Origin of the sequence: Streptomyces sp. NPDC020917, assembly GCF_044333795.1 — a bacterium.
Taxonomy (GTDB): domain Bacteria; phylum Actinomycetota; class Actinomycetes; order Streptomycetales; family Streptomycetaceae; genus Actinacidiphila.
This window is the reverse complement of sequence record NZ_JBIRRR010000005.1, coordinates 446,153-461,615: the sequence shown is the minus strand read 5'-3', so window position 1 is coordinate 461,615 and position 15,463 is coordinate 446,153. Positions and strand designations below refer to the sequence as shown.

16 protein-coding genes are annotated in these 15,463 nt (G+C 72.6%); 10 read left to right on the top strand and 6 right to left on the bottom strand.

Features of this window, described 5'->3' with window-relative positions; genetic code table 11:
• Positions 1-280: 280 nt before the first annotated feature.
• The 4 genes from ACH4TG_RS14335 (at position 281) to ACH4TG_RS14320 (ending at position 5,158) form a co-directional block, all read left to right on the top strand.
• The gene (locus ACH4TG_RS14335) at positions 281-1,582 is read left to right on the top strand and encodes an extracellular solute-binding protein (protein WP_398242525.1); all 1,302 of its coding nucleotides are present in this window, start codon (positions 281-283) and stop codon (positions 1,580-1,582) included.
• Positions 1,583-1,660: 78 nt separating this feature from the next.
• On the top strand, positions 1,661-2,599 hold the full coding sequence (locus tag ACH4TG_RS14330; protein WP_398242524.1) for a carbohydrate ABC transporter permease: 939 nt from the start codon (positions 1,661-1,663) through the stop codon (positions 2,597-2,599).
• Positions 2,599-3,504, top strand: coding sequence for a carbohydrate ABC transporter permease (locus tag ACH4TG_RS14325; protein ID WP_398242523.1), 906 nt, complete (start codon positions 2,599-2,601; stop codon positions 3,502-3,504). The genes ACH4TG_RS14330 and ACH4TG_RS14325 overlap by 1 nt, the downstream gene beginning before the upstream one ends.
• Positions 3,505-3,637: 133 nt before the next feature.
• Complete coding sequence (locus tag ACH4TG_RS14320; RefSeq protein ID WP_398242522.1) at positions 3,638-5,158, top strand: PucR family transcriptional regulator; 1,521 nt, start codon at positions 3,638-3,640, stop codon at positions 5,156-5,158.
• A 56-nt stretch (positions 5,159-5,214) separates the two neighbouring features.
• Here the strand turns inward: ACH4TG_RS14320 and ACH4TG_RS14315 are convergent, their stop codons facing one another.
• The 3 genes from ACH4TG_RS14315 to ACH4TG_RS14305 all read right to left on the bottom strand — a co-directional run bounded on the left by ACH4TG_RS14315 (position 5,215) and on the right by ACH4TG_RS14305 (position 7,020).
• A complete protein-coding gene (locus ACH4TG_RS14315; protein ID WP_398242521.1) occupies positions 5,215-5,889 on the bottom strand; it encodes a class I SAM-dependent methyltransferase in 675 nt (224 codons plus the stop codon).
• An 87-nt stretch (positions 5,890-5,976) separates the two neighbouring features.
• Entirely contained in the window at positions 5,977-6,195 is a 219-nt protein-coding gene (locus ACH4TG_RS14310; RefSeq protein WP_398242520.1) for a hypothetical protein, read from the bottom strand.
• A gap of 120 nt (positions 6,196-6,315) precedes the next feature.
• Positions 6,316-7,020 (bottom strand): TSUP family transporter, encoded by a 705-nt coding sequence (locus ACH4TG_RS14305; protein ID WP_398242618.1) that lies wholly within the window; start codon positions 7,018-7,020, stop codon positions 6,316-6,318.
• A 326-nt stretch (positions 7,021-7,346) separates the two neighbouring features.
• Here ACH4TG_RS14305 and ACH4TG_RS14300 point away from each other — a divergent pair, with 326 nt between their 5' ends.
• Together ACH4TG_RS14300 and ACH4TG_RS14295 are read left to right on the top strand one after the other, a co-directional pair.
• Positions 7,347-8,015, top strand: a complete 669-nt coding sequence (locus ACH4TG_RS14300; protein ID WP_398242519.1) for a peptidoglycan recognition family protein — start codon at positions 7,347-7,349, stop codon at positions 8,013-8,015.
• Between the two features lie 410 nt (positions 8,016-8,425).
• Positions 8,426-9,166, top strand: a complete 741-nt coding sequence (locus tag ACH4TG_RS14295; RefSeq protein WP_398242518.1) for a transglycosylase SLT domain-containing protein — start codon at positions 8,426-8,428, stop codon at positions 9,164-9,166.
• A gap of 123 nt (positions 9,167-9,289) precedes the next feature.
• Here ACH4TG_RS14295 and ACH4TG_RS14290 read toward each other — a convergent pair whose 3' ends face one another.
• Complete coding sequence (locus ACH4TG_RS14290) at positions 9,290-9,550, bottom strand: DUF6480 family protein (RefSeq protein WP_398242517.1); 261 nt, start codon at positions 9,548-9,550, stop codon at positions 9,290-9,292.
• 224 nt (positions 9,551-9,774) lie between these two features.
• Here ACH4TG_RS14290 and ACH4TG_RS14285 point away from each other — a divergent pair, with 224 nt between their 5' ends.
• The 3 genes from ACH4TG_RS14285 to ACH4TG_RS14275 all read left to right on the top strand — a co-directional run bounded on the left by ACH4TG_RS14285 (position 9,775) and on the right by ACH4TG_RS14275 (position 12,512).
• A complete protein-coding gene (locus tag ACH4TG_RS14285) occupies positions 9,775-10,650 on the top strand; it encodes a hypothetical protein (protein WP_398242516.1) in 876 nt (291 codons plus the stop codon).
• Positions 10,651-10,836: 186 nt separating this feature from the next.
• Positions 10,837-11,967: an alpha/beta hydrolase gene (locus ACH4TG_RS14280; RefSeq protein ID WP_398242515.1), complete on the top strand. Its 1,131-nt coding sequence runs from the start codon at positions 10,837-10,839 to the stop codon at positions 11,965-11,967.
• 80 nt (positions 11,968-12,047) lie between these two features.
• Positions 12,048-12,512: a GNAT family N-acetyltransferase gene (locus tag ACH4TG_RS14275; RefSeq protein WP_398242514.1), complete on the top strand. Its 465-nt coding sequence runs from the start codon at positions 12,048-12,050 to the stop codon at positions 12,510-12,512.
• Between the two features lie 83 nt (positions 12,513-12,595).
• On the opposite strand, the gene ACH4TG_RS14270 is transcribed toward ACH4TG_RS14275, so the two are convergent.
• Positions 12,596-13,021: a DUF3040 domain-containing protein gene (locus tag ACH4TG_RS14270; RefSeq protein WP_398242513.1), complete on the bottom strand. Its 426-nt coding sequence runs from the start codon at positions 13,019-13,021 to the stop codon at positions 12,596-12,598.
• A 184-nt stretch (positions 13,022-13,205) separates the two neighbouring features.
• Positions 13,206-13,673, bottom strand: coding sequence for a hypothetical protein (locus tag ACH4TG_RS14265; protein WP_398242512.1), 468 nt, complete (start codon positions 13,671-13,673; stop codon positions 13,206-13,208).
• 475 nt (positions 13,674-14,148) lie between these two features.
• Here ACH4TG_RS14265 and ACH4TG_RS14260 point away from each other — a divergent pair, with 475 nt between their 5' ends.
• Complete coding sequence (locus tag ACH4TG_RS14260; RefSeq protein ID WP_398242511.1) at positions 14,149-15,453, top strand: PP2C family protein-serine/threonine phosphatase; 1,305 nt, start codon at positions 14,149-14,151, stop codon at positions 15,451-15,453.
• The last annotated feature ends 10 nt before the right edge of the window (positions 15,454-15,463 follow it).

The following is a 15,463-nucleotide window of genomic DNA, read 5'->3' as shown; positions in this document are numbered from 1 at the left end:
GGCCCTCCGAACTCGTCGGCGTGCCACGACAGTAGGAGCGGCGGAACGGCGAAAGCGATCGCAGCGGCCGGAGTTCACCGCCAGTGGACCCCGGGCCCGCGCACCGTGCGCCGCGGCGGGGCTTGTTCAGCGTCAGTGAACTTTGACCTGCGTGATTGCCGCCACCGCCGCGCGGCTGCCAGCCTGCGACCGCTCCCGGGGGAGAACCGCCGCGGATCGCCATCGCACCCCTACGGCACGGCTCACGGCCACGCCCTGGACAGAGAGCAGGTACCCGCCCATGCGACGCCAACTCCGAACCACAGCCGCCCTGGCCGCGCTGCTGCTCGCCGGCGCCGCCGCCTGCGACTCCGGCGGCAGCAGCTCCGGGCAGAAGGACCAGGGGACCTCGGCCTCCGGCACCCTGACCGTCTGGCTCCAGGTGGACGCCCAGACCCTCTGGCCCAAGTCGGTCGCCGCCGCGACCGCCGCCTTCAACCAGAAGTACCCGAAGGTGAAGGTGTCGGTGCAGTACCAGGCGTGGGCGGACCACCTCACCAAGTTCGACGCCTCGGCGCAGGCCAACAAGGTCCCCGACGTCATCGAACTCGGCAACTCCGAGACCGCGCAGTACGTGCAGGCCGGCGCCTTCATCGACCTCAGCTCGAAGAAGTCCACCTTCGACGGCAGCGCCAAGTGGCAGAAGGGCCTGGTCGACGCCTGCACCAACGGCGGCAAGCTGTACTGCATCCCCTACTACGGCGGCACGCGTGCCGTGGTGTACCGCAAGGACCTGTTCCAGGATGCCGGCATCAGCCAGCCGCCCACCACCTGGAAGCAGTTGATGACCGACGTGCAGACGCTGATGAACAAGCACAAGGGCGACAAGAGCTTCTCGGCGTTCTTCATGCCCGGCCAGCACCCGTACGGCGCACTGCCGTTCGTCTACGACAACGGCGGCGAGATCGCCTCGCAGGGCTCCGACGGCAAGTGGAAGTCCGAACTCTCCTCGCCCGCCGCGGTGCAGGGGCTCAAGACGTGGAAGTCGCTCATCGACGCCGGTATGCGCGGCGACCGCACCGGCGACGACCTGGGCGCCGTCCCGGCCCTGGTGGCCGGCAAGGCCGCGATGAGCTTCTCCACCAACGGCCAGCTGGTGCAGGTGTACAGCGCCGACAAGGGCGACCCCAAGCTCAAGGGCAAGGTCGGCTCGTTCCCGATGCCCAGCCCCACCAAGGAGGGCTCGTACGCGCCGCCCTACATGGGTGGTTCGGTGCTCGCGGTGACGGCCAAGAGCAAGCAGCAGACCTGGGCGGAGGAGTGGATCAGGGACTACACCTCCACCGCCCGCGAGAAGGAGTTCCTGGCCGGCGGCTTCCTCGCCAACACCCTCGACCTGACCTCCGACGACCCGGAGCGCGCGGGCTACTTCGTCGGCCTGGAGCAGAGCTGGAACGTACCGGCCGCCAAGAACTGGGCCCAGGTCGAGAAGGACCTGACGATCAAGCAGATGCTCGCCGACATCGCCACCGGGAAGATGAGCGTCGAGGACGCCACCGCCACGTACGGGAAGAAGATGGAGGACACCCTCAACGCCTCCTGACGACCGACCGGCCGCAGGTCCGGCGCCGGCCCGTGCCGGTGCCGGACCTGCGGTCCCCGCACGGATGGAACCGCCATCATGACGTCCCTGGCTCCCCCACGGAGGACCGCGGCCTCCGCGGACTCCCCAGCGCCGGCCCGCCGGCGCGCCGACCGCACCCCCTACGTGCTGATCGCGCCGTCGCTCGTCGTCCTGCTCGGCGTGCTGGCCTACCCGCTGGTGAAGGTGGTGATCCTCTCCACCCAGAAGTGGGGCGTGGCCCAGATCTTCAGCGCCTCGGCCTCCCCGACCTTCGTCGGCCTCGACAACTACACCAAACTGCTGGGCGATCCGACGTTCTGGACGGTGCTGGTCCGCACTGTCGTGCTCACCGTCGCGATGGTCGGCCTGTCCATGGGCCTCGGCTTCGGCATCGCGCTGCTGATGCGGCAGGTGCCGGCCTGGTGCCGGCGCGGCATGACCTTCGCGCTGGTGCTGGCCTGGTCGGTGCCCACGTTCATCTCCACCGAGATCTTCCGGTGGATCACCGAGTACAACTCCGGTGTCGCCAACTGGGCGTTGGGCATGCAGCCGCACAACTGGTACACCGACGCCACCCAGGGACTGGCCGTGGCCACCGCGGTCGTGGTCTGGGGCGCGGTGCCGCTGATCGCCATCACCCTGTACGCGGGACTGATGCAGATACCATCGGAACTGGTGGAGGCGGCGCGGATGGACGGCGCCGGCACCTGGGGGGTGTTCCGCCACATCACGCTCCCGGTGCTGCGGTCGCTGCTGGCCATGCTGACCACGCTGTCGGTCATCTGGGACTTCCAGGTCTTCAACCAGATCTGGATCCTGCGCAACGGCGCACCCTCGTCCGACTACTACACGCTGGGCATCTACGCCTACGTCAAGGCGTACGCCGGCCACGACTACGGGCTGGCCTCGGCGACCGCCGTCCTCACCGTCGTCGCCCTGCTGGGCGTGATGGTCGTCTACCTGCGGCAGATCGCGAAGATCGGAGAGCTGTCGTGATGCCCTCCCTCGCCAGGTCCCGCCGCCGGGCCGGCCGCGACGCGCTGCCGGCCGGGCAGGACGGCCGCTCGACCCGCGGTGCGGCGTCCGGCCTCAGGACGCTGTGGACCGCCCTCGGCGTCCTGGTCATCGTCGTGTGGATCTTCCCCGTCTACTGGATGGCCACCACCGCCTTCAAGTCCACGCCCGCGATGGAGGCCGACCCGCCCCAACTGTGGCCGCACACCCCGACGTTGATCCACTTCCGCAAGGTGGTGGACGACCCGCTGTTCTGGGACGCGGTGCGCAACAGCGCCCTGGTCACCGGGATCACCGTGCCGGTCGCGGTCCTCGTCGCCTTCGCCTCCGCACTCGCCATCGCACGCTTCCGGTTCCGCGGCCGCGGCACCTACCTCGCGGCGGTGATGCTGGTCCAGATGGTGCCGCACGTGGCGCTGGTCGTCCCGGTGTTCCTCACCCTCAGCGACGTCGGCCTGTCCGACTCGGTGCCCGGACTCGTCGTCACCTACCTGGCGTTCATCCTGCCGTTCGCCGTGTGGACGCTGCGCGGTTTCGTCGCGTCCGTGCCCAAGGATCTGGAGGAGGCCGCCATGACCGACGGCTGCACCAGGATGGGCGCGTTCCGCCGGATCATCCTGCCCCTCACGCTCCCCGGCCTCATCGCGACATCGGTCTACGCCATGATCCTGGCCTGGAACGAGTACCTGTTCGCCTACTTCATCCTGGCCAGCCCCGACAAGTACACCGTCCCCCTCTGGCTGACCCACTTCGTCACCAGCGAGGGCGCCGACTACGGCGCCATGATGGCCGGTTCGGTGATCGTCTCCACACCCGTCGTCATCTTCTTCATGATCGTCCAGCGCCACCTCGCCGCCGGCCTGACCGCGGGAGCCGTCAAGGGCTGAGGCGCCTGCCGTCCCGCGAGCCGGGCCGCACGATCCGGCTGCGGGGCGGCAGCGGGACGGCAGCAGGGACGGGCGGTGCCGGAGCGGCTGCCGTCGCGTCGACACCGGCGGGAAATTGGTGGAGCATGCGCGCATGCCTCTCACCGTGCGCGACCTGCTGGCGATCCCGTCGCTGCGGCTGGAGCTCGCGGCGGGGCGCGCGGGCCTGGGAAACGTCGTGGAGGCGGCGCACGCCTCCGAGATGCTGCGGCCCGCCGCGTGGCTGGAGGGCGCCGAGGTCGTCATGACCACCGGGCTGCTGCTCGCCGACGACGACACCCCGGAGGCGTGGACCCAGTACGCGGCCGACGTGGCCCGCGGGGGAGCGGCCGCGCTGATCCTCGGGCTGGGCCGGCCGCTGCCGCTGCAGCAGGTGCCGTCCGCGCTGGCCGAGGCCGCGGAGGGCCTGGGGCTGCCGCTGCTCACCGCCCCCGAACGGACCCCGTTCGTGGCCGTCACCAAAGCCGTGTTCGGGGCCAGGGCGGCGGAGGAACGGCGGCTGCTGGAACGGACGTTGCGCACCCAGCGCCGGCTCACCGCCGCCACTGCCTCCGGTGACGGCCTGGACGCCCTGCTGCGGGCCTGGCAGCAGGCCACCGGCACCGCCGTCGTGGTCTGCGACGCCCTCGGCCGGCTGCTGGGCGCCGCGGGAACGGACGGCACGGCCGCCATCGCGGAAGCGGCCGGCATCCTCGACGCGGTGGCCCTGCGCGGCCTGCGCGGCAGCGCCGACGGCGACCTGCCCTCCGGCCGGGTCCAGGTGCAGCCGCTCGGCGCGTCCCGGCTGCGCGGCTTCGTGCTGCTGCTGGGCGCGGCCAACGCCGAGTCCCGGCTGCTGGGCAGCGTGCTGGTGTCGCTGCTGTCGGTGGAGCTGGAGCGGCGGCACCTCGCCGACGAGCCGCAGCGCCGCCGCCGGGCGCACCTGCTGGCCCAGCTCTTCACCCCCGAACTGCCGCCGGCCAGAGCCCGTTCGCTGCTCACCGCGGCCGGCGTGCGCAGCGGCGCGATCCGGGTGCTCGCGGTCGCCGCCGACGAGCAACCCGACGAACTCGCCGCCGATCTGGCCATGGCCGCGCCCGGCGGCCTGGCCCGCGTCGCCGGCGAGAACGTCGAACTCGTCGTCGGCGACGGCGTCAACGTCGAGGAGATCCTGCGGCGCTTCGCGCCCGGCCGGCCCGCGGGCATCGGCCCCACGGTGGCGCCGCAGCACGCCGCGCTGTCCCTGCGCCAGGCCCAGGCGCTGCTGCCCACCAGCAAGGAGCTGGGCCGGCCGGTGACCACCGCAGAGGCCGGCTCGGTGCGGCTGCTGCTCCAACTGGGCAGCCCCGCCCTGCTGTCGGCGTTCGCCGACACCGTGCTCGCGCCCCTGGACGCCCAGGACCCCGCGGCCTCCCTCGGCGAGACGCTGCGGGTCTGGCTGGAGACCAACGGCTCGTGGGCCGAGACCGCCAAGCTCCTCGGCGTGCACCGCCACACCGTGCAGGCCAGGATCGAGCGGATCGCCCAGCTCACCGGCCGCCGCATGGACCGCATCGAGGACCGCGTCGACCTCTGGCTCGCCCTGCAGGCCCGGGAGAGCGCGCCCGCAACTCCTCGCCCCGACGGCGCACACTGAAGCCGCGTCCTCTCCACCAGCGCCGTCGAGGAGGGCGTGCCCGGCACGGCGCCGCGTCAGTCCGCTCCGGGCCGATCGGAGGCCGAGGGCTTGCGGGCGAGCAGGTGCACCTCCTGGAACTGGCGGCGGTCGGTGGGCTGCGGCTCGCGAACCGTCCGGGCCACCTCGGCCAGCCCGGAGGCGCCCAGCAGCGCGGCGAGATGGTCCGGCCACCACCGGTAGGCCGGCGCGACCGCGTGATCGAAGACCTGCGTCGGGTGGGAGGGGCCGTCGGTGGCCGAGAAGCCGATGAGCAGATGCCCGCCGGGCGCCAGGACGCGGTGGAACTCCGCCAGGATGGCGGGGAGTTCGTCCGGCGGAGTGTGGATGACTGACCAGCGGGAGAGGACGCCGTCCAGCGTGCCGTCAGCGATGTCCAGCGCGGCCATCGAGCCGACGTCGAACCGCAGACCGGGAAAGTTCCGCCGTGCCGTCCCGACCATGGCGGGGGAGGCATCCACCCCGCACACCGACAGCCCCAACTCGGCCAGATGGGACGTGATATGACCGGGCCCGCACCCCAGATCCGCGACCCGGCCGTTCCCGCCCGCGCCGACGACCTCGGCGAAGGCGCTCAACAGCGCCCGTTCCAGGGGTCTGTCGCGCAGTTCGTCGCGGAAGAGCCGGGCATACGTCGGGGCGGCGGTGTCGTATGCCTCACGGGTGGAACCGAGGGTGTCATGGTCGACCATGCGCGCGACAGTAGTTCCCACCGCTGACACCCGCGTGCGCGCGGCGAGCGCGCGGTGGCCGGTTACCCGGCCCGGGGGAGGGGCCGGCTAGATCGCCATCATCTTCTGGATGGCCTGGCGGCTCACGCCGAGTTCGCGGGCGATGTCCGCCTGGCTCACCCCCCGGTCGATGAGCCCCTGCATCAGGTCCCGGCGCTCGGCAGCGAACTGCCTTGCCAGGGTGGTGTGGTGGATCGCCTGCGCCCGCACTTCCTTGATGCGGGCGAAGACGTCCTCGTACGCGGAGAGGTCCTTGGTGTCGGCCATGACCCCATGGTGACAACCAGGGGTTGTCATGTCAACCCCTGGTTGTCATGACGGTCGTGCCGCGTCCTCCGTGATGACCGAGGCGATTGGGGTGGGCAGCGGCGCCACCGCCCCCGGCGGTCACAGGCCGGACAGGCCCTTGGCCAGGGTGGTCACCCCGCCGGTCAGCGCGAGCAGCAGGACGAGCCGCCTGGCCCCCTTCTCCGGCACCCGTTCCGCCAGCACCTTCCCGATGACGGCGCCCACCGCCAGCCCCGCGGCGGACAGTTCCCATACCGTGCCGCCGACCTGGGGGAGCCCCTTGGAGGCGATCGAGACCGCGTTGACCGTGATCCCGTAGAACTGCGCGTTCGGCACGAACTCCCGGACCGTCCAGCCGGCGTTGACCGCGTACATGGAGACCGGGGGGCCGCCGACGCCGGCGGAGGAGTTCATGAAGCCGCCGGCCGCTCCCGCGGTCAGCGCTCCGCGCACGCCGCACAGCGCCTCCGTGCGGCCGCCCCGCATCACGAACAGGACCAGCGCCGTGACCAGGGCGCCCATGCAGCTGAGCAGGACGGGGCCGGGCAGCCGGGACGCCACCCAGGTGCCGACCGGCACCGTGCAGACGGACGCGGCGATCAGCGGGGCCATCGCGGCCAGCCGCACCCGGCGCCAGCCGCCCGCGAGGCCGATCAGGCTGATCGCGCCCGACGCGCAGTTGGACAGGCATACGCCGTCCCCCGGGCCGAGGACCAGGACGAGCGCGGGCACCGCGACGAGCGCGAAGCCCATCCCGGTCAGGAACTGGACCGACGCCCCCGTCATGACGATGCCGCCGAGCATGAGCTCGACCGCCCACCCGCCCGTCACCCGCAGCCTCCCGTACGTTCCCGTGCCCGGACGCCCCTGCCCGGGTTCCGGCCCCGCCCCTGATCGTGGACCCGGATCATCCTCTCCGGCGGGGCGGTGGCGATCAACGGCCTTTCCGGGGCGGTCCCGCGGGCCGGCCCGCGGCGGGTCCCGCGGCCAGTGCCGAGCTGGCCATTGTTGAGGACATGGCAAAAAGTTTCATCGCCACCCTGGTTCCCGGGTGCGGTCCGGCATTAAGTTTCAACTCTCGTCGCCATGACGGATGTTGACACTCCCTCACCCCACGCATGGGAGCACGCATGCCGAACCCCGAGAACTTCGCGATGCCGCGCCGCCGCTTCCTGGCCTCGGCCGCCGGTGTGGGCATCGGAGCGGGAGCCGTGATCATCGGCGCCTCGCCCGCCGCCCAGGCGGCCATCGTGCCGCAACCGAACATCTTCGACTGCGCCGCCTGGGGCGCGCGGCCCCCGTCCTCGCCGGTCAGCCTGGCGGGCAACAACCCGAACAAGATCATCGTGCACCACACGGCGTTCGCCAACACGCCGGACAGCGGGACGTCCGGCTCGTTCGCCATCGCGCACGAGATCCAGGACCTGCACATGGACACCAACGGCTGGATCGACACCGGCCAGCACTTCACCATCAGCCGCTCCGGGATCATCATGGAGGGCCGCCACCGCAGCATGGAGCGGCTGCTCGCCGGCAGCAACATGGTCGTCGGGGCGCACACCGTCGGCCAGAACACCCAGGGCATCGGCATCGAGAACAACGGCACCTACACGTCGGTCGCCCCGCCGTCGATCCTGTACGCGAGCCTGGTCAGCCTGTGCTCGTTCATCTGCTACAAGTACGGCCTCAGTCCGAACGCGATCTACGGGCACCGGGACTTCAACAGCACCGAGTGCCCCGGCGACAAGCTCTACGCGATGCTGCCGCAGCTGCGGAAGGACACCGCCGCCCGGATGTGACCTCCGGGTCTCCGCGACTTGTTCCCCATCGGGCGAGTCACCCCGTTGTGGGCAGCTCGCCCGATTTTCGTGTGTATGGGCGTCTGAGTGCTGAACAGCCGTGTAAATGAGGGAATTTCAACACCTGGGTGAGTGGCCGCATACGTGACCCATGTCATGTGACCCATGCCACTTACGGTCCCGCTTAGTGGCGGGGTCCGCGCCCAAATTCCCATAGACGCCCGGCGAGCGGGTTCCGGTTCCCGTGGATTTCCTTTCTTCTACTATGGCGCTTAGTAGAAAGCGCCTTGTCAGGGCGAGTTCGGGGCGGTTAGAACGATGCCTCCGAATCCACCTGGTGCCGCCGGAATTGAGGCGCACCCGCTGAACGGGTGGTTCGGGTAAGGCAATCGGAAAGAATCGGGTCGGCCATGGCCAGACACGCACGCCCTCGTACGCATCGAAAGACCAGGAACTCGGCCCTCGCCGTCGTCACGATCGGCGCGGCAGCGCTGACCGTGGGCGCGGTGGGCGCCGGCACCGCCAGCGCCGCCGACGGGCACGGCTCGTCGTCGGCGAGCGCCCGGCAGTCCGGCTACGCGCACCAGTGGACCCACGACGGGGACTCGCGCAGCTGGGCGCGGCCTGCCGCGCAGGAGAGCCAGCCGCAGGCCAAGACGACGTGGCACCACCACCACCGCCACACGACCGCGAAGCACGCGCGTCCGGCGACCACGCCGAAGCCGGCCACGACCACCGCGCCCGCGCCGGCCGCAACCTCCACCTCCGCCTCCACCGCGACGGCGACCCCCGCCGCCTCGACCACCACGACCGCCGTCACCGCGGCCACCGGAACCAGCCTCGACGGCTGGATCAAGCAGGCGCTGGCCGTCATGGCCCAGCACAACATTCCCGGTACCTACGACGGCATTTACCGCAACATCATGCGGGAATCCAGCGGCGACCCGAACGCCGTGAACAACTGGGATTCCAATGCCGCCGCCGGACATCCCTCCAAGGGACTTCTCCAGGTGATCCAGCCGACGTTCGACACCTATCACGTGGCGGGCACGTCCAACGACATCATGGACCCGGTCGCGAACATCGTCGCCGCATGCAACTACGCGGCAGCCATGTACGGTTCGATCGACAACGTGAACGGCCCCTACTGATCCACCGCGCCGCTCACCCGCTCGTTCCGACCTGCCGGCCGCGAGGCCGGGGACCCACCCGTCCCCGGCTCCGCGGCCGGCAGGTCCGTGCGGGGCCCAGGGGTCTCTCCCGTGGAATGCGGGTCAGATCAGGAGCTCGACCGCCATGCCGATGACGCCGGCCAGGAAGATGGCGACGACGAGCATGATCAGGATGACGGGGGTCCAGGCCCAGCCGTGGCTGAGGGCCTCGCGCTCGGGCGCGTCCAGCGCGGTGACGCCGGACTCGGCGGGGGGAGTGCGGCCGGGGGTTTTGAAGGACTCGCCGGGGACCTCCAGCCCTTCGTCCGGCAGATGGGTCCACTCCGGCGGGCGGGTCTTGTGTGCACTGCTGGTGGGAGGCATGGCGCACCCTCCGATCGATGGCCTTCCGGGGACGTCCCGGACCACAGCTCGACGCCCTACGGCTGCCCATCCTGTTCGCGGCAAACCTCCATCCGGAAGGTTCGCCACCGGCCGGTCACGTGCAGGGGGAACGTCGGCGGCGCGGCACGCCCGTCGCCCCGGGTTCATCGCGGCCACCCCCGGCGACCACGTTCCGATCACCCGCCGGGGGAAGCTTCCCTGACATGGCCCTTACATCCCTTGCGCGCCGCTCGCTGACCGCCGCCGCGATCGGCGCCACCGCGTCCCTCACCGCCTCCCTCTGCGTGCTCGCCCCCGCGACGCCGGCCTTCGCCGCCGCCGACGCGGTGCCGGACTACGAGGTGAAGATCGACCTGACGGCCGCGGCCCTCGACTCCTCGCACGCCCCCACGGCGGCGGTGAAGGCGGCCTTCGGGATCTCCGGCGCCGCCAAGGCCCGCTCCTACGCGTACTTCGACACCGGCGCGCTGGACCTCGACGCCCAGGGCTGGGACGTCCGGCTGCGCCACAAGTCGGGCTCGGACTTCGAGGAGACGTACAAGAAGCGGTTCCCGATCACGAACGGCGACATCGACGCGGCGCTGGACGAGGCGAACGACCAGGGCTTCGACAGCAGCGACACCAACTACGGCGCCCAGGTCGACTGGGGCTACGCCAAGCAGACGCTGAGCTTCAGCAACGACAAGAGCCACAGCGGCAGCGGGTACTCCGGCACCTCGATGCCGTCCGCGAGCACCGGCCGCTCCTGGCTGGTCGACGAGATCCCCGGCAAGCTCGAGGACTGGTCCGCGAAGAACTGGGGCTCCGACACGCTGAAGGCGTCCGCCGCCCACGGCCCGGTGACGTCCCAGGTGTGGTCCGGCGCGTGGGAGTCGTCCGACGACGCGAGCATCGAGGTGGTACCGGTGAAGGCCGCGAGCGGCACCGGCACCGAGTACGTCGTCGAGCTGTCGTTCAAGACCGACCACTACGCCGATGCCGCGCAGCTGCACGCCGACGCCATCGCGGTCGCCGACGCGCACGGCTGGCTCTACCACGGCGACATCCTCAAGACACAGCTGATCCTCGGCCGCTACTGAGCGCTGCGGAACTTCGTACCGGCCCGGCACGGGAGAGACCGCGCCGTGCTTCCCCGACCGGCGGCCGGGCGCGAGGATGGCCCCCATGGGGGACGACGTGGACGACCGGGGCGCCGGCGGCGGCGCGAGGGAGGGGCGGGGCGCCGGGGCGCGGCCCGCCCCGGGCGGGGCGGGGGAGGCCGGCACGTGACGAGCGCCCTGAGCACCGCCCTGACGGTCGGCCTGTGCGCGCTCGCCGCGCTGTGCCCACCCCGCCCGCGCCGCTCGACGCCGTGGAACCTGCAGTTCGCCCTGGGGTTCCTCGTCAACGAGCAGCCGTACCTGGCACTGTGCTGGCTACTGGCCGGGACCACGCCCGTGTGGCTGCGGCCGGACCCCGGCCGGCCCCTGTGGTGGCTCCTCGCCGCGCTCGTCGTCCTCGTCGTGCTCGCGCTGGGCCTGGTCGCGGCGCGTGCGCGGACCGCGCGCCCCGCACTTGCGGCTGCGCTGGAGAGCGCCTTCGGCGCCGGGGCAGCACCCCGGTACACCCGGCCGTCCTGGTGGCGGGTCACGCTGCTGCCGTTCCTGTCCTGGCGCCCCGACGTGGGCAGGATCGGGAACCAGCGGTACGGCCCCGCGCGGCGCGGGCACCGGCTCGACGTGTACGTCCCGCGCCGGCGGCCGCCGGGACCGGGCGGCCCCGTCCTCGTGTACCTGCACGGCGGCGGATTCCGGATCGGCACCAAGTGGCTCGGCGCGCACCCGATGCTCCACCGCCTCGCCGCCCAGGGCTGGGTCTGCATCAGCGCCGACTACCGGCTCGCCCGGGTCCATTACGCGGACCAGCTCGCCGACACCCGCGCCGTCGTGGCCTGGGCGCGCTCCCACGCGGAGGCCCTCGGCGGCAGCCCCGGCACCCTCTTCCTCTCCGGCGGCTCCGCGGGCGCGCACCTCGCCGCGACCGCCGCACTGTCCGGATCCGGCGTCAGCGGCGTCATCGGGTTCTTCGGCTACTACGGCGACGCCGGCCGGCCCGACCCGGAGCCGACCTCGCCGTCCGCCTACGCGGACGCGTCCGCCCCGCCCTTCCTGATCGTCCACGGCACCCTGGACACCCTCGTCCTCCGCGAGGACGCCCGGCGGTTCGCGGACCGGCTCCGCGCGGTCTCCCACCGGCCGGTCGTCCACGCGGAACTCCCCGGCACCCACCACAACTTCGACCTGTTCCACTCCGTGCGGTTCCACGCGGTCACCGACGCGGTGGTGCGCTTCGCCGAACTCACCGCGAGCACCGGCGACGACCCCGGCCCCGTGAAGAGCGGCCGTCAGCGGACGTGACCGCGGGCCCCGGCGACGGGCACACGGCAGGGCGCCCCCCGGCGGCGCTTCGCGCACGGGGGAGTGCCATGATCGCCGGTATGCGAGCGCGGATCACGCCTGCCCGGGTCACCGACGTCCAGCAGGTCCTGGAGGATCACGAGCGGTACTGGGGTGAACGCGACCTGCGCTCCCTGCACCTGCTCGCGCTGGTGCAGGAGTTCGGCGAGACGTGTTTCGTCGCGCGGGGGGAGGAGGGGATCCTCGGGTACGTGATCGGCTTCGTCACCCCGACCGGGACGGGGTACGTGCACATCGTCGCCACCCGTGACGACGCCCGCGGAACGGGGCTCGGACGCCGGCTCTGGGCGGAGTTCGCGGACGTCGCGCAGCGGCAGGGCGCCACGCGTCTGAAGGCGATCACCTCGGTCGGCAACACGAGGTCGATCGCGTTTCACCGCAGCCTCGGGTTCGACGTGGAGATCGTCGACGACTACAACGGCCCGGGGAAGGCCATGGCCGTCTTCCACCGCGCGCTGCCGTTCGACGCCCCGCGGGCGGACTGACCGGCGCCGCGCACCGGCCGTGCTGGTCGGCCGTGCTGGTCGGCCCTGCTGGCCGTGCTGGTCGATCGTGCCGGTCGGCCGTGCTAACCCGGTCCGGGACCCCGGGCCCCGGGGTCCCTAGCTCCTGCCCTGCGCGCGGCCACCGCCGCAGCGCACGAGACCACCGCGACGGCACCCGCGGCGAGCAGCACGCCGGTGGATCCCGCCATGACGGACGCGACGAGCAGGACCAGGGCGAGCGCGGTACAGCATCGGGAGACGCGGCGGGCTCCTTTGCCCGGCCGCTCGTCGGGGTACGGAGCCGGCGCCGCCTCCGCTGGTGGTCCGAGTCCTGCCGCGGGCTGCTGCTCCGGCGGCGCGGGTCGCGCCGGCGGGCGCGGCGGCGCGGGCTCCCCGGCCGCGGGCGACAGCCGCATCTGCCGCATCTGCCGCGCCAGGCGCGGATCGTCCTCCGCCAGGGTCTGCTCGATGTCGGCCAGCACCCTGCGTTCGCGCACCGAAAGGCTCATCGTTGCCTCCAGCCGATGTCCTGGGCGGGCCCCGAGAACCGCTCCCCTCGTGTACCCCCGGATGCGCAAAGGATGCGCGGGCCGAGGCCCTGTTTCCTCCTCGGCCGGACGTGCCGGCCGGTCCTGCCGCGGCCCTTTCCGCCGCGGCCCGTTCCGCGGTTCCGCCGCCTCCGGTGCCGCACGGTCAGGGCTCCGCGGGCAGCGCCGCCGTCGTGGCCAGGCCGTACGCCAGATGCGGCACCGCGTCGGAGAGCCAGTCGGTGGCGGACCACGTCCGCGGATCGCTGATCCCCAGCGCGGCCAGCGGAACGTCCGCCGCCGCCATGGCGAGGAGGCCGACCAGCGGCGCCTGCGCCCACCACGGGGGCCGCGCACCCGCCGCCGCGGCGGCGCCCACGACGACCCCCACGCCGATCCCCACGGCGATGCCGCTGAGCGGCCCCAGCGCGGCCAGGCGGTTCTGCTGCTGGCTGCCGTCGCCGGGGATCTCCACCCCCGCCTTGTCCGCCAGCGTGCTCACCGTCTGCTCCGGCGTGCCGCTCGCCGGTCTCGCGCGCAGAACCATGTCGGCGTACGAGACCGCGTTCAGCGCGGTCGTTCCTGCGGCGCCGGCGAGAGCGCCGCGGGTCAGCAGACCGAGGGCTCCGTTCATGCTCCCCGAGTGCCCCTGCGGCACCGGGGAAAACACCCGGGCCGGGTCCCGTCCGCGGCAGCGGACCTCAGGCCGGGCAAGCGGCCTGAGGCGGGCGAGGGACGGGGCCGGCCGGCGCGGTCAGGCCGCGGCCCGCACGACTTGCGGGGAGCGGCTCGGCGGGGGCACGGCGCCGCGCAGCCTCTGCCGTCGGCTCCGTGCTCCGGCCGGGCTGCGGCTTCCCGGGCCGGCCAGGGTGTCCTTCCGCCACGGCGGGGGTGTGCGGCGGTCCGCGATCCGGGGCCCGGGCCCCGTGGCCGTCGCCCGCAGGGCGCGCCGCGTGGCGTGGAAAGTGCCAAGGTGGACAAAGGGACTCCCGCACACTTCAGGGCGGCCACCGGGCTGCGGGTGGCCGGGCTCGTCGCCGGGCCGGCACCGCGGTCCGGAGCCGCCGCGCGTCACGCGCGGGAGGGTCCGAGCCGGGGAGGTGGTCAGCGTGGGCGAACACGACGTGGACGCCGCGCTGAAGGACGCCCTGGACCGGCTCACCCTGGTGAACGAAGCGGCCGGCGTGCTGTCCAGCACCCTGGACGCGGTGGAGAGCCTGCGGCGGGTGTGCCGGGTGCTGGTGCCGTCGCTGGCCGACTGGTGCGCAGCCGACCTGCTGGAGCCCGACGACCGGGTGGAGCGGGTGTGCGTCCTGCACCGCGACCCGAGCCTGAAGGTGTCCGACCTGACCGGCGAACTCCCGCCGCTGCCCGACGCCCCGTCCGGGCCGCTCTCGCGCGTGCTGCGCGGAGCCGGTACGGCGGTCCTCTCGGACGCCGAGGTGCCGCCGGTGGAGGAGGCGGTCGACGCGTTCCACCGGGTGAACCTGGAGATGTTCGCGCGGCTGGGCGGCCGGACCCTGATCGTGGCCCCGCTGCGGGTCCGCGGCCGGGTCCTCGGCGCTCTCACCGCGGTCCGCGGCCCGGACCGCCCGGCGCTCGGCACGTCGGACCTGGTGCTGGTGGAGGACCTCGCCCACCGCATCGCGCTGGCCCTGGACAACGCGCGGCTGCACGCCGAGACGCACAACATCGCCGAGCGCCTCCAGCGGTCCCTGCTGCCGAAGCTGCCGGACGTCGAGGGCCTGCGCATCGCGGCCCGGTACGCACCGGCCGCGGACACCGCGCAGGTCGGCGGCGACTGGTACGACAGCTTCGTCCTCCCGCAGGGCGACACCACGCTGATCATCGGCGACGTCACCGGGCACGACCTCCAGGCGGCAGTGGTCATGTCGCAGGTGCGGAACATGCTGCGCGGCATCGCGTGCGACCGCGAGGAGCCGCCGGCCGCGATCCTGCGGCGCCTGGACCTCGCCGTCACCGCGCTGTACGGGCTGCGCACCGCGACCTGCGTCTACGGCCTGGTCAAGGGTGCGGTCGGCGGCCCGTACCAGTTCGCGTGGTCGATGGCGGGGCACCTTCCGCCGCTGCTCGTCACGTTCGACGGCGAGACGCGCTTCCTGGAGGGCGGCGACGGGCTGCTGCTCGGCGTCGACCCGGACGCCGAACGGACCGGTGCGGTCAGTGATCTTCCGGGGCGGTCGACACTCCTGCTGTACACCGACGGGCTGATCGAGCGGCGCGGCGAGGGCCTCGACCACGGTCTCACGCGGTTGCGCCAGCACGCCTCCGGCCTCTGCCATTACGGGCTGGAGGCGATGTGCGACGCGTTGCTGGAGGGGCTGGCGGCGGACTCGCACGACGATGTGGCGTTGCTGGCTTTGCGGTTGCCGCGGACCGTGCCTTCTGGGTAGAGCGGGGTGT